Annotated in this window: 12 protein-coding genes; 3 read left to right on the top strand and 9 right to left on the bottom strand. The window is 52.7% G+C overall.

The features are described 5' to 3' along the window. Window positions 1–156 precede the first annotated feature (156 nt). The 9 genes from DFP95_RS07815 to DFP95_RS07775 all read right to left on the bottom strand — a co-directional run bounded on the left by DFP95_RS07815 (window position 157) and on the right by DFP95_RS07775 (window position 10,623). Window positions 157–1,137, bottom strand: a complete 981-nt coding sequence (locus DFP95_RS07815) for an aromatic ring-hydroxylating dioxygenase subunit alpha (protein WP_245987465.1) — start codon at window positions 1,135–1,137, stop codon at window positions 157–159. Between the two features lie 17 nt (window positions 1,138–1,154). After that, on the bottom strand, window positions 1,155–2,321 hold the full coding sequence (locus DFP95_RS07810) for a BMP family ABC transporter substrate-binding protein (RefSeq protein WP_115992038.1): 1,167 nt from the start codon (window positions 2,319–2,321) through the stop codon (window positions 1,155–1,157). A 292-nt stretch (window positions 2,322–2,613) separates the two neighbouring features. Further along, window positions 2,614–3,978, bottom strand: coding sequence for an amidase (locus tag DFP95_RS07805; protein WP_181907313.1), 1,365 nt, complete (start codon window positions 3,976–3,978; stop codon window positions 2,614–2,616). A gap of 26 nt (window positions 3,979–4,004) precedes the next feature. Then, the gene (locus DFP95_RS07800; protein WP_115992036.1) at window positions 4,005–4,973 is read right to left on the bottom strand and encodes an ABC transporter ATP-binding protein; all 969 of its coding nucleotides are present in this window, start codon (window positions 4,971–4,973) and stop codon (window positions 4,005–4,007) included. Further along, complete coding sequence (locus DFP95_RS07795; RefSeq protein ID WP_115992035.1) at window positions 4,970–5,953, bottom strand: ABC transporter ATP-binding protein; 984 nt, start codon at window positions 5,951–5,953, stop codon at window positions 4,970–4,972. The genes DFP95_RS07800 and DFP95_RS07795 overlap by 4 nt, the downstream gene beginning before the upstream one ends. A gap of 22 nt (window positions 5,954–5,975) precedes the next feature. Then, the gene (locus tag DFP95_RS07790; RefSeq protein WP_115992034.1) at window positions 5,976–6,875 is read right to left on the bottom strand and encodes an ABC transporter permease; all 900 of its coding nucleotides are present in this window, start codon (window positions 6,873–6,875) and stop codon (window positions 5,976–5,978) included. After that, window positions 6,868–7,815: an ABC transporter permease gene (locus tag DFP95_RS07785; protein ID WP_115992033.1), complete on the bottom strand. Its 948-nt coding sequence runs from the start codon at window positions 7,813–7,815 to the stop codon at window positions 6,868–6,870. The genes DFP95_RS07790 and DFP95_RS07785 overlap by 8 nt, the downstream gene beginning before the upstream one ends. Before the next feature lie 91 nt (window positions 7,816–7,906). After that, window positions 7,907–9,574 (bottom strand): ABC transporter substrate-binding protein, encoded by a 1,668-nt coding sequence (locus DFP95_RS07780; RefSeq protein ID WP_181907312.1) that lies wholly within the window; start codon window positions 9,572–9,574, stop codon window positions 7,907–7,909. Between the two features lie 206 nt (window positions 9,575–9,780). After that, window positions 9,781–10,623 carry an IclR family transcriptional regulator gene (locus DFP95_RS07775; protein ID WP_220376355.1) on the bottom strand — a complete coding sequence of 281 codons (843 nt, stop codon included), beginning with the start codon at window positions 10,621–10,623 and terminating at the stop codon, window positions 9,781–9,783. A gap of 282 nt (window positions 10,624–10,905) precedes the next feature. On the opposite strand from DFP95_RS07775, the gene DFP95_RS07770 reads away from it, so the two are divergent. The 3 genes from DFP95_RS07770 (at window position 10,906) to DFP95_RS07760 (ending at window position 14,583) form a co-directional block, all read left to right on the top strand. Further along, the gene (locus DFP95_RS07770; RefSeq protein WP_115992030.1) at window positions 10,906–11,751 is read left to right on the top strand and encodes an alpha/beta fold hydrolase; all 846 of its coding nucleotides are present in this window, start codon (window positions 10,906–10,908) and stop codon (window positions 11,749–11,751) included. Between the two features lie 22 nt (window positions 11,752–11,773). Further along, window positions 11,774–13,003, top strand: a complete 1,230-nt coding sequence (locus DFP95_RS07765; protein ID WP_115992029.1) for a dipeptidase — start codon at window positions 11,774–11,776, stop codon at window positions 13,001–13,003. Window positions 13,004–13,173: 170 nt separating this feature from the next. Then, the gene (locus tag DFP95_RS07760; protein WP_115992028.1) at window positions 13,174–14,583 is read left to right on the top strand and encodes a SpoVR family protein; all 1,410 of its coding nucleotides are present in this window, start codon (window positions 13,174–13,176) and stop codon (window positions 14,581–14,583) included. Window positions 14,584–14,620 lie beyond the last annotated feature (37 nt).

The following is a 14,620-nucleotide window of genomic DNA, read 5'->3' as shown; positions in this document are numbered from 1 at the left end:
TGAGACTTGCTGTCATCGTACGCAAAACCTTCGTATTCTATGTTGTATCATGCGCGCAAACCAAGTGCAACATTTCCCCGTTTATTTTCGCCGATTCGTCCGCGCACGGAAAAACCCCGCACAATGCGATCCTGTGCGAGGTCTCTTCCTAATCCGTTATGCCGTTCCGAACGTAACGCCCCACTGCTTCAGATGCTGCCTGTAGGCAATGCTCATTCTATCGCACTTAAGATGAAGCTCCGCTTGCAAATCAAGCGGCAGCAGCTCCGGCTTCTGATTCTCGACCATAACGCGATCTTGTTCGATCAGAGTGTCCTGGAACGCGATGAACGCATCGTCCGGGGCTTCCTTATCGTAATTGCGCGCCTTCAGCATGTATGCCCTGCTCTTCTGCTCCGTCATGGGCAGAACCATCAAGAACAGGTGGAACATTTCGTCATTGTCCGGATTTCGTTTGATCAAAGCCGCCGTGAACGGTCCGTATACTTCATAAGTATAATGGCTGTTCATGCTTGTGCCGCGTCCGTCGGCATCCGGTTGGAAGACGACGATTTCATCCGTACGGAGAATCCCGTCGTTGTCGCTCACGCGGTAATCTTGGATTTCCGGAAATTGGCTATCACCGAGCAAGCCTTCATGGACGAACATCAGATGCGAGACGTCCAGGAAGTTCTCTACGATCCGCGGACCCGCGGCGGCAATCTCGTAAGGCCCCATCAATACGACCTTGAGATCTTCCCTCAAATTCGGAAAAAACGACGGCTCGCTATCCTTCGGAGTTCCCAAGCAAATCCAGACGAGTCCGTGTCGCTCGAAACATGCATACGCGCTTGCCTTCGCTTTGTCGGGAATCGCCCGATCGGCCGGCAAGGAGGGAATCCTCACGCAATTCCCGCACCCGTCGTACCTCCATCCGTGATATGCGCATATCAATTCGTCGTTTTCCACCCGGCCCAAGGAAAGCGGCACTCCCCGATGGATGCACAGATCCCTGAAAGCATGAATGCCGTTGCTCGTTCGGAACAAAACGATTTGTTTCCCGAATAGCGTAGCGGGAACCGGTTTATCGCGCAGTTCTGAGGAAAGAAAGGCCGGATACCATTGTTCCAGCATGGCGGGAGACAAATCGTCTACCATAGGACAAGCCCCTTTCCTTATTGCGGAATCGTTCCGGACACGCCTTTGACGAACCAGTTCGTGGAGAGAACCTCTTCATCCGAGAGCGGTTTGCCGGCTTCGCCGTGAACCTTGCCGGAAGCGTCGGTAATCGGACCCGTGAACACCTCGAACGTTCCGTCGATGATTTCCTTCTTCTTAGCTTCGACCAAATCCTTCACGTCTTGAGGAACGTTCTTGCCGAACGGAGCGATATCGGTAATTCCCGTGCTCATATGCCCCCAATAGGCTTCGGTTTTCCATGTTCCGTCCATGTATTTCTTGACCGTATCGATGTAATAAGGGCCCCAATCCCATACCGGGTTCGTTAAGTAAGTTTCCGGAGCGAACCGGCTCATATCGGAGTCGTTACCGATGCCCCACACGCCTTTCTCCGCTGCCGCTTGAATGCTGGCCGGCGAATCCTGGTAAGCCGCGAGCACATCGACGCCTTTGTCCAGCAAGCTAACGGCCGCTTGGCGTTCTACCGTCGGATCGAACCATGTATTGCTCCAGACGACCGATACTTCGATGTCGGGGTTCACGCTCTGAGCGCCTAAGGTGAATGCATTGATCGTATAGACGACTTCCGGAATAGGGAACGCCGCTACGTAACCGATTTTATTGTTTTTGGTCATTTTGCCGGCGGTCATCCCGACGAGGTATCCGCTTTGATATTCGCGGCCCATGTATGTGGCAAGATTCTCTGCCGTTTTATAACCCGTATTATGGAGGAAAATTTTATCCGGATGTTTCGCGGCCACCGCGGCCATCGAATCCATGTATCCGAAGCTGGTACCGATGATAATGTCGTTATCCTTCGCCAAATCCTCGAATACCCGCTCGGCGTCCGGACCTTCCGGTACGTTCTCCACTACGGTCGATTTGATTCCGAATTCCTTCTCCATTTCTAAGCGACCTAGATCATGCTGATAGGTCCAGCCGCCGTCGCCGGCAACTCCGATATAGACGAACGCGACCTTCGGCAAAGGCTTCTCGGAAGCGGATGGGGAAGCTTCCGGCGATGCCGCCGCGCTGCTTGCGGGTGCTTCGCTTGAAGCTGGCGCGCTCGAGCTTGCCGATGGAGAGGCTTCCTCCTTATTGGAACAAGCGACCGCGAATACCATTAATAAAGACAGAATGACTACCCAACCCTTTTTTAACATGCGTGTTTCTCCTCTCTATCCTCGTGGTTTCTCTATCGTCGCTCGTCCGCAAAGACCAGGTTTTGGGCGAATCGACATTTGTTCTTATTTGAAATATATAGTTGCGATATATATACGTCAACTTAATTAACACAATATTGTGAAAACGACAAAAATAATAGAAACTAAGCTTCGTTATTGACAACACGGCATACATTTGCGTCATATTAAATGACACAAGACCGGGGATTTTGATCCCCGGTCTTGTGCATTGCCCGCCTCGAGCGAAACTTACGATTGGTTAACTTCCCGCTTACAACGGAGGCTCGCGGAAACCTCCCAGCGCAACCTGCAGAGCATGCGCGATTCGGTACACCGATGCTTCGTCTCCGTGTTTGCCTACGATTTGGAAGCCGACCGGCAAATTGTCCGATAAGGTATTTCCCGCGGAAACAACGAGCGCAGGATGTCCCGTAACATTAAAAGGAATCGTCCGCAAGGAGACGTCGAAGCTCCCTTCCTCGAACGAAGGATCCTTCATCGTCGCGGTGAACGGAAAGCTAGGGCATACGAGGACGTCGACATCGGCCAAGCTCCCGTTTACGACTTCCGTGAACTTTCGCCGACGCTCCAACGCCGTCAAGTATTGCACTGCCGTTATGTTAAAACCTTCCTTGATATTGGCGAACGTGGATGGCGCGTAATCCTTCTCCCTATGAGGAAACCACTGCCTATGGTGGGTAGATGCTTCCGCAAGCAACAGCGGAATCGCGATCTCTTCCACTTCTTCTATTGAAAGAATCGTCGACTCTATAATCGTCGCGCCTAACATTAGCAGCGTATCTACCGCGGCCAAAGACAACTCCCTGATTTCCGTATCTGCGATAGAATCCGTCAGCGATCGCAGCACGCCCACCTTCATTCCGCGAACATCACCGGAAAATACCGCATCGTAGTCGAAGGTCGCCGTGGAGATGCTCTCCAGCACAATGGCGTTATCCTTGACCGTTCTGGTCAGCGGGCCGACATGGTCCAGACTGTCGGATAGCGGAAAGGTTCCTTGCCGGGGCACTAAATCGTAAGTTGGCTTTAGGCCAACGATTCCGCAAAAAGAAGCCGGCGCGCGTATCGATCCTCCGGTGTCCGTGCCCAACGAGGCATAACCGATCCCGGCCGCAATCGACGATCCCGACCCGGTGCTGGAGCCACCGGCCGTGCGATTCACGTCCCAAGGATTGTTGCATTGTCCGTAATCGGGATGGATAGAGCCGTAGGCGAATTCCAGCATGTGCGTCTTGCCGAATACGACCGCTCCAGCCCGAATAAGCGCGCCGTACACATAGGCATCTTCGTCCGGTATGTTATCGCTCATTATTCGCGAACCTATCGTCGTACGAATGCCTTTGGTTGCGAATATATCCTTCAAAGAGACCGGAATTCCGAGCAGCTTGCCCGTCGTCGCCTCGCCCTTCAAGAAGACGGCTTCAGCCGCCTTCGCCTGAACGATCGCCTGATCCGCCAACACGGTAACGAAGGCGTTAAGCTTAGGTTCCAATAAGGCCAAACGCTCCAATACCGCCTCGGTAACTTCGACCGGCGAAACTGCTTTTGCGCGATATAGCGCGGCTACTTCGTCTATCGTCGAGAACAGTAGCTTTCTTTTATCCGTAACAGTCATTGTTCTCTGCTCCCTTCCTAGCATATTCAATACAGGAAACATGCCACCTGATGATCGGGAACGACCTCCTTCAGAGCCGGACGCTCCATGGCACAGCGGTCGAAAGCCTTCGGACAACGCGTGTGGAACGGACAGCCATGAGGAGGATTCGCAGGGCTCGGCACGTCTCCCTGAAGAATGATCCGTTCCCGCCGCTCAATGCGCTTAGGCTCCGGTGCCGCCGATAGTAACGCTTCGGTATACGGATGCAAAGGCTGCGCAAACAACCCTTGCTTAGGAGCCAGCTCGACCATATTTCCCAAGTACATCACGCCGACCCGGTCGCTGATATGCTTAACGACCGCGAGATTGTGCGATATGAAAATATAGCTTAGATTATACTCCCGCTTCAAATCGACCATCAGATTCAGAATTTGCGATTGGATCGATACGTCGAGCGCGGATACCGCTTCGTCCGCCACGATCAGCTTCGGGTTGAGAGCGAGCGCGCGCGCGATGACGATTCGTTGCCGTTGCCCTCCCGAGAATTCATGCGGGTGACGGAACCGGTCTCCGGTTCTCAGCCCTACCGTCTCGAGAAGCCTGCATACTGCTCCGTCGATTTCCGAATGAGATAACGGCTGATTATGAATACGGAAAGGCTCGGCGATCAAATCGCGAACCGTCATTTTCTGGTTTAGGGACGAGTACGGATCCTGAAACACCATTTGAAAATCTTTGCGAAGCTTCCTCAAACTGCCGGGGCTCATCTTGGCGATATCTTGGCCTTCAAACAAAATGCTGCCTTCCGTCGGCTCCAACACCCGCATGATCATCCGGCCGGTCGTCGACTTGCCGCAGCCCGATTCTCCTACGATGCCAAGAGTCTCCCCTTTCTTCAATTGAAAGGACACGCCGTCGACCGCTTTGACATGGCCGGTCGTCCTGCGGAGAAAACCCGATTTGATCGGGAAGTATTTTTTGATCCCCTTCACTTCAAGCAGCATTTCGCTCATGCCGCACCTCCGTTCGGGACTAATGCGCACCGGACGAAATGCTCCGGAAGAACCTCGCGCAGCTCGGGCATTTCCTCGGTGCACGAAGGCTGAGCCGACGAGCAACGGTCGGCGAACCGGCAGCCCTTAGGAAACGCGCCCGCGCTCGGAACCGTCCCCGGTATCGAATACAGCACTTCTTTGTCTTCCTCCAGCGACGGTATCGAAGCCAGCAACGCTTGCGTGTAAGGATGCATGGGCTTCTCGAAAATCGCGTCAGCCCCCGTACTCTCCACCACTTGGCCCGCATACATAACGACGACGTGATCCGCCATCTCCGCAACGACTCCAAGATCATGCGTGATGAGAATAATTGACGTTTTACGTTCGTCTCTCATCTTCTTCATCAGCTCAAGCACTTGAATCTGGATCGTAACGTCCAGCGCCGTTGTCGGCTCGTCCGCGATCAGCAGCCTCGGTTCGCAGACCATCGCCATCGCGATCATCACCCGTTGCCGCATTCCGCCTGACAATTGGTGCGGATATTCGTTCACGATGTGCTCCGCCCGAGGTACTCCGACGAACCTGAGCGTTTCGATCGCTTTGCTCTTAGCTTCGGACTTCGTCACCTTCCGGTGGCGCAGCAGCACTTCCTCGATTTGCTTGCCTACTTTCATTACCGGATTCAACGCGGTCATCGGCTCCTGGAATATCATCGAAATCCGGTCGCCGCGAACGGCATCCATTTCCTTCTCCGACAGCTTAGACAGATCTTTACCTTCGAAGCGGACTTCCCCGGACGTAATACGTCCCTTGGGTCCGGGTAGCAACCTCATAATAGAGAGGGACGTCACGCTCTTCCCGCTGCCCGATTCTCCGACGATGCAAACGATTTGCCCTTCCTCCACATCCAGATCGATGCCGTCCACCGCGCGAATCAACGCATTTTTCGTCTGGAAGTAGGTTTTTAAATCACGTATTTCCATGAGCTTTTTACCCATAACCTGCCCCTCCTCTCCGCCTTCACCGTTTTAATTTGGGATCGAGGACGTCCCTTAGCGCTTCGCCGAGCAAGCTGTACGAAAGCACGGTAAGCAGGATGAATACGCCAGGGTATACCGCAAGAACAGGTGCCGTCCAGATATAATTCTGCGATTGTTGAAGCATGTTCCCCCATGAAGCCAACGGCGGTTGAATGCCGAGACCCAGGTAAGACAAGCCCGATTCGGCCAGTATCGCCCAGCCGATGCCTAGCGTGGCCAGAACGATAATGGAAGAATACGTTTGCGGAACGACGTGCCGAAACAAAATTCGCCAAGGACCGGCACCGAGCGTCGTCTCCGCTTCCACCAAGCTGCTGTCGCGCCATTTCATCACTTCGGCGTGTACGATCCGGGCCATCTGCGGCCAGTAAGTAAAGCCCACGGCAACGATGACGACGGGAGGACTGTTGCCGAACGAAGTAATCTCGATCAGAATGAGGAAAAAAGACGGGATGGAAAGCATCATATCGACAAGCCGCATAATGACGTACTCCGTCTTGCCCCCGAAGAATCCGGCTATCGAGCCTAGCAATCCGCCGAGCACAACCGCGAGCGCCATCGCCGCAAGTCCGACCATCAACGTTATCCGCCCCCCTGAGACGATACGCGCAAGCTCGTCGCGCCCAAGCTCGTCCGTGCCGAGCCAATGCTGACCGCTGGCGGGAAGGGTTACCGAAAGCGGGTCGGTATCGGTCGGGGAATGAGCCAGAAACAAAGGCGCCACCAGAACGAATAAATAAATAAGCACCAAGTAGCTAAGCGATGCTTTACCAACTACCGACAAACCTCCGAGTACGTTAAGAATAATCCTGCCCTTGCCGGGTGCGACTGAAGGCGGGGATATCCTCTCTCTCTCCGTTATGCTGGCCGTATTACTCATAGCGAATCCTCGGGTCCAGAACGGTGTATATCAGGTCCGTCAGTATATTGGTAACGATCACGATCGCACCCACCAAGATCGTTACTCCCATGACTACCGTATAATCGCGGTTCGTTGCCGCCTGTACGGCGAGGCGGCCCATGCCGGGCCATCCGAAAACATTTTCCACGACCACCGATCCGCCCAGCAATATCGGGACGATAAGACCGACGATCGCCGCAATGGGCACAAGCGCGTTCCGCAACGCATGTTGGAAGAAAACCCGGTAAGCGCCAAGCCCTTTCGCTTTAGCTGTCCGTACGTAATCCAGCGATATGACGTCCACCATTGCCGATCGAGTAAATCGAACGATATTCGGAAGCATCAGAATCGATAAGGTGAACATCGGTAACGCCAAATGCTTAATTAGATCTACCAACGAAAAATCGCTTCCGGCCGTCATCATGCCGGAAATCGGAAGTATGGGATGAATGACCGCAAAGAAAATAATCAAAAGAATGCCGAGCCAAAACTCGGGAATCGCCATTCCGAACGTAGACATGAACGTGATCAGCCTATCGATCCAGCTCCCCCGCTTCACCGCAGCGAGAACGCCTAACGGTATGCCGATCATCAAGGTGAAGATCAGAGTCGCCGCGGACAAAATAACCGTATTCGGAAACCGTTCCGCGAGCAGTTCTCCTACGGGCTGCTTGGAATCCAGCGAATTGCCCAGATCCCCTTGCACCGCGCCTCCCAGCCACTCGGCGTATCGTTGCACGACGGGTTTATCCAGACCGAGTTGCTTCGTTAACGCTTCCCTCTGCTCTGCCGTGGATTGGAAGTTCATGATGGCCGAAGGACCGCCCGGCGCTAAATTTATCAGAAAAAAAGTAAGAATCGATACCAGCAGAAGCGTAAGCAGTCCTTGACTGACGCGGACGACGAGATATCGTGACATGGGGCTGCTCCTCCCTCTTTCTTCGCGATGGGCGGGAAGAAATTCCCCGCCCCGCCAAGAGTAAATATGAACACGCGGCTAAACTTTACTTCTACTTCAGCACTTTCCATTCCGTAATATGATCTTCGGCCACAATAAACGTCGTTTTCGGAACAATCAGATTTTTCTGGGTAGCTACGGCGATCGTCGGATTCCACAGGTATAAATACGGCAATTCCTCCGCGGTCATCGTCTGAACGTCATTGTAAACCTTCACGCGTTCCTCTTCCGTTTTCGCTTTGCGGCCATCCTCCAGCAGCTTGTCGAGCGCCGGGTTTTTGTAACCCGGTATGTTGTTGCCCGTACCCGCCGAGTTGCTGTGATAGTACGCGAGAATATCCGGGTCGACCGGAGCTCTCCACCAACAAAGAGTAGCGTCGTAATCGCGATTGCTAACGACTCTCTGTACGTAGGAATTCCAATCTATCACTTGAAGATTCACCTTCACGCCGATTTTCTGCCAATATTGCTGCACGAGCTGGGAAGCCTGCACAAGAGTACCGTATTGGCCAGCCGGCATGTCTATTTCGAGCGGTTCGCCGTCCTTTTCCATGATTCCGTCGGAATTCAACTTATAACCCGCTTCTTCAAGCAACGACTTGGCTTTTTCCGGATCGTAAGCGTACGTTTGCACGTTCGGGTTGTAGAACTTCTCCATCATAGGGTTGATCGGACCGGTCGCCACTTTACCGTATCCTTTCAGCACGCCCTTGATAATCGATTCGCGGTCGATGGCATACAATAGCGCCTGGCGAAGCTTGACGTCTTGAAAGCGCGGCTGAGACTGGTCGAGTGCCACCCAATAATAATTGTTGTCGGATACCTCGTTAACGGTCAGGTTCGGATTCGACTTCAGGTTGTCCATCAGGTTCGGATCTTCTACCGTAATCATCGACAGACTGCCGGACATCAGCTGGGCGACCTGCGAGTTGATGTCTGGAACGATATTGAAGACGACCTTCGCCACGTCTCCCGTCCCCCCGAAGTAGTTCGGGTTACGCTCCAGCTCCACGTATTGACCCGCCATATATTTAGTCAAGACATAAGAACCGGTACCGACCGGCTTCTCTTTATTGAAAGAGGTTAAATTCCAAGGGTCTTGTCCTTCGAAAATGTGCTTAGGCAATATTTTCGCAAACCAAGCCAAGTAGTTCGGCAATGAGGACCACGCCTGCTTCAGAACGAATTGGACTTGGGAAGGGCTTACCGCTACGACTTTGTCCACCGCGACGAAGTTGGAGGAGTTCGCCGCCGCAAGATCCTTTTTCAACACGATTTCGTTGAATGTATAGACGACGTCATCGGCCGTGAAAGGCTCGCCGTCGGACCATTTGACGTCCGTCCTAAGATTGATCGTCCATGTCAAGCCGTCATCCGAAGGCGTCCAATCCGTCGCAAGCGCGGGAATCGGCTGATAGTCCGTTCCCCATGCCGTCAATCCATCGAACAGCAGCTCCGTGATCGGCTCCGATTCAACGAAACCGGTCGGAGACCAAGGGTTAAAATTCGGGTCGGCGTTCGTCGCTAGCGTAATCGTTGCGTCTTGTACGCCCTCGGACTCGGCCGGAGCGCTCGCGCTTTCGGATGCCGGCACCGATGCCGCGCCGCCCGATGCGGCGGGTTCGTTGTTTCCGGAATTAGAGCTGCAGCCCGCAAGCGTCAGCGCTATTATAAGTAAAATTGCAATTGATGCAGTTAATGCCGATCTGGATTTTTTCATATACCCCATCCTCCTAGTAGTTGCATCTAAATGTTAGTTTATATCACTCGAATGAGTCGATTCCCAACAATACGTCACAGACACCTAACATTAAAGGGTTAAAAAAATCCGGGAGTACATTAAATATTCACATAGCAGGGTATTACCGTCAATGTCTACCCCGACTCCAAATATTCACATCCCGGATCTCGCTATTTAATCTAACATCATAATCCCGGCTTCATGATTCTCTCGCCGTCATTACCCGGTAAATAACCAAGAATTCTTGAAATTTTCCCTGCCGCTTCTACCGTCAGTTGGCCGAGTCGGGCAAGCGATTGTTGTCCGACTCTGGAGACGGGTCCGCCCGCGCTGATCGCACCGATTACATTGCCGTTGCGGCCGAAGATCGGCGCCCCTACCCCGATAGCTCCCCATTCGAAATCCTGATCGCTGATGCTGTAGCCGCGCTTGCGAATTTCATCCAATTCTACGCGAAGCAAATTAGGGTCGGTAATGGTTTTCTCCGTCAGCTTCTGATAGTGAGGAAGCATTCCGAGCACCGTTTCTTGCTCGTCCGGCGAAAGGAAGGCAAGCATCGCCTTCGGTCCTGCGCCCGCATTCAACGCCGAGCGTTGACCGAGACGGGACATCAATCTGATTCCCTGCTTGCTATGACGGCGCGCAATGATCGTGGATTGCCCTTCCAATAGACAGCATAAGTTTACCGTCTCGCCGGTTTCTTGCTGCAGCTGAACCATGATCGGTTGCGCCACTTCCTCCAGCGGTGCGTCGGGCTCGGCCGCCAGAGACAGATTGTAAGCGATGGCCGTAACCAAGTAATAACCGCCCGGCTCCATTCGCAGCAACCCGAACTCTTCTAAAGATTTCAAACTGCGGAATACCTGATTTTTCGATAACCCCGTAATAGTTTCCAATTCCCCGATACTGAATCGGTAAGGCGGTTCGCAAAAAGAAAATAATACCTGCAGCGTCTTCATTACCGATTCGATAGCGTATCTGGATTCGCCGGCTTTTTGATCCAATACCGCAGGTTCGTGATCAGACAACGGCTTGCCCCTCCTCCTACCGCTTTCGCCGATGCGCGAGTGGCCATTGGCACGGTCATATTTTGATTCATTGTACATGTCTTTGTTTTATTCAGTCAAACACTTTTTATAAATTAACGAATAATATCAAGTTATTCATAAAAAACATCCGTTATTTTTGTATAAAGTTGAACAAAATCGAGTTTAAAATCATAAATGTTTGATTTTTTCATTTGAATGAGTCAAACTTGTTTTATTCCTCAAACAGGAGATTGATATCTTGAAGGAAAGGAAGTCGGTTCAATGCTGAAACAATTGAATATCAACGGAGTTAGGCTTCAGGTCGAGGATCAGGGCGATGGTCCCGCGATCATTACCCTTCACGGCGGGCCAGGTCTCGGCTCCCGACATGACGACGCCAACGTCTTCGGCGCTTTCGCTTCGGAAGGCTATCGCGTCGTCTCCTACGATCAACGCGGCAACGGCGAATCCGATAACGCGGAGCCCTACAGCCACGAACAATTCAATGCCGACACGGAAGCGTTGCGCGAACAGCTTGGCCTTGGCAAGATTATCATCGCCGGCGGCTCTTATGGCGGATATTTGGCTCTCGAATACGCGCTTCGTTATCCGCAGAACGTAGCCGGCATCGTGCTGCGCGACACCGCGCCTTCCAATGCCTACCGCTATACGGCTCACGAACGAGCGCTCAAAAGCGGATTGCCAGGCGTTACTCAGGAAATGCTGGACCGCATTTTCAACGGAGAAGCTCGGGATAACGAAGATTTCCGCGCCATGTACGCAGCCATTTTACCTCTATACTGGGTCAGCTTTACGCAGAAGGATTTGGATGACCACTTGAATTCGATCGCTTTCAGATACGAAACGCACAACTGGGCATTTTCCCGCAATCAGCCCCATTTCAATCTCGTCGACCGTTTAAGAACGATCGAAGCGCCTACTCTCATTCTTTGCGGAAGGCACGACTGGATTACTCCGTTGGAAGCTTCCGAGGAAATGGCACGCGAAATTCCGAACAGCCGCCTCGTCGTATTCGAACATAGCGGCCACTCGCCGCAGAACGAGGAACGCGAGAAGTTCCTATCGGAAGTCAGGCAGTTTATAGGCGAGATCGTTTCAAACCACTAACGACAAAGGGCGTGACGACAGCATGAATCAGAAAATATACCGTGGCTACCAATCTTATCAGTATCTTGACGCGGGAACCGACTTCAAAAGCTTCGAGCTTGTCAAGGAAACGACCTTGTTTCCGGATTACGTCGTTCCCGTTAGCGAAGACGAGGAAGCAAGAGCCAAGAAGCTGATGGATGAGAACATCGTTATTTCGTTGCACGAGCATACTTTCAAATCCCCGGCCAATCTTGGCGAATTCCTTGAGTTTCGGCGCTGGGGACGCGATTTCACCGGCTTCGAAGGGCTTGCCCGCTCTGGACTGGACTGCGTATTCGACAACCTGATGAACGGAACGGCGATGATCACCTCCCGCGGCGGCTGGAAGTGGGATGACGTCTTGTACGATCTGGGCATGCGGCTGAGCGATATCGCCCACCAGGATATGGTCATTCTCGGCTTGACCACGGACGACATCCGCAGAGCCAAAAAGAACGGACAAATCGCCTTCGTCCCTTCTCTTGAAGGCGCGGCGATGATAGAGAACGAACTAGACCGCATCGATATCCTGTACGGATTCGGAGTTCGTTGCATGGGTATCGCCTATAGCGAGGGCAACGCTCTTGGTATGGGATTGAAGGAAAAGAGCGGCGGGTTGACGGCCTTCGGCAAACAAGCCGTCGCCCGTATGAACAAGCTCGGCATCGCCATCGACGTCTCCCACTCCAACGACCAAACATCGTTGGATACGATAGAAGCAAGCGACAAACCGATTTTCATTACCCATGCCGGCGCCCGCGCCCTGTGGGACACCAACCGGCTCAAGCCGGATGACGTCATTAAGGCTTGCGCGGCCAAAGGCGGTGTCGTCGCCATCGAAGCGGCGCCGCATACGACGATTACTCAGAAACACCCCCGACATAATATCGAATCGTTCATGGAGCACTTCGAATACTGCGTCGATCTGGTAGGCATCGATCACGTTTCGTTCGGACCGGACACGCTGTTCGGCGACCACGTCGGCATACACAAAGCTCTCTCCGAAGCGCTGTCGTTATCCGCTTCGAAGGGATCGCATCCTTACGAGCAGGTTGAATACGTCCAAGGCTTGGAAAATCCCGGCGACTGCTTTCCGAACATCGTCCGTTGGCTCGTCAAGCACGGTTACTCCGACGAGGACATCGTTAAAGCGATCGGCGGCAACACGATGCGGGTTCTGGAGGAAGTTTGGTGGGATCCCAGGAAACAGGGTCACGGACTCGGGAAATGAGCCTGATCGACTAATCTAATCGGTTGAGATCAACCTTTTCATTCCAACTATACGAAAAAGCACCCTTCTCGGGTGTTTTTTTCATTCTATATTCCAAGCACACTCCCGAGAGTACCCACATATACATAAGGTGGTGGAATCTTTGCATACGATAGGGGGCTTGACTCGGCATGCGGGAAGAGGAACAGCTGGAATTAGAACAGGCCATAACGGAAATTACTTCGATCGCCGAAAGGTTCGGACTCGATTTCTATCCCATGCGTTACGAAGTTTGTCCTTCGGATATCATCTATACTTTCGGAGCTTACGGAATGCCGACACGCTTCAGCCATTGGAGCTTCGGGAAGACCTTCAATAAGATGAAAATGCAATACGATCTCGGTCTCAGCAAGATCTACGAGCTCGTCATCAACTCCAACCCATGCTACGCTTTTCTGCTCGACGGCAATTCCTTGGTGCAGAACAAATTAATCGTCGCCCACGTGCTGGCCCACTGCGATTTCTTCAAGAACAACGCCCGTTTCTCCATCTCCAACCGCAACATGGTAGAGAGCATGTCGGCGGCGGCGGAGAGGATCAGCCAATACGAGATCGAATACGGTACCGCTCAAGTCGAAAAATTCCTCGACGCGGTCATGGCCATCCAAGAGCACGTCGATCCCGCGATTCGCAAGCCTTACGGGTTGGATCGCAAAAGATACGTATCCCAGCAACAAAAACGCGAGAAGCCCAAAGATAGAAATTCGCCGACAGCCCCTCAATCTCCCTACGAGGATCTTTGGGAGCTCGAGAGCTTCGAGGATGCCAACCGCTCGGCAATCCGCTCCGAGGAAATTCCGGAAATGCGTAAATTCCCGCACGATCCGGAGAAGGACATCGTGTGGTTCATCCAAGAGTTCTCTTCCCATCTGGAGGACTGGCAACGGGATATCATGAGCATATTGCGCGAGGAGATGCTCTACTTCTGGCCTCAAATCGAGACTAAGATCATGAACGAAGGCTGGGCTTCTTACTGGCATCAGAAGATCATGCGGGAGTTGCCGCTCACGAGCGAAGAGACGATCGAATACGCCAAGCTGAACTCTGCCGTCGTGCAACCATCGCGCCATTCGCTGAATCCTTACTATCTCGGACTTAAGATCTTCGAGGACATCGAGAAGAGATTCGGGCAGGAGAAAATATTCGAGGTCCGCGAGCTCGATTCCGATCCCTCCTTCCTTCGCAACTACTTGACCAAGGAGCTTACGGAAGAGCTGGATCTATATATTTTCGAGAAGAAGGGCCAGGAGTGGAAAATCACGGAGAAAACGTGGGAGATCATACGCGATCAACTCGTTTATTCTCGCGTGAACGGAGGCTTCCCCTATCTCGAGGTGACGGACGGAGACTATCAACGCAACGGCGAGCTCTATATCACCCATAGTTACGAAGGCACCGAGCTCGATTTGAAGTACGTGGAACGCACCCTCCCATACTTGGTTCAGTTGTGGGGGAAACACGTGCACCTAGAGACGTTCTCCGACGACAAGAAAATATTGTTCAGCTGCGACGGCAAGAAAACGAATCGCAAAAGCATCTAAAAAAAGAAACCGTTCCTGCGGCATAATGGAGTTCGAA

It is taken from the genome of Cohnella lupini (assembly GCF_003386205.1).
Taxonomy (GTDB): domain Bacteria; phylum Bacillota; class Bacilli; order Paenibacillales; family Paenibacillaceae; genus Cohnella; species Cohnella lupini.
This window is presented reverse-complemented; position numbering and strand designations above follow the sequence as displayed.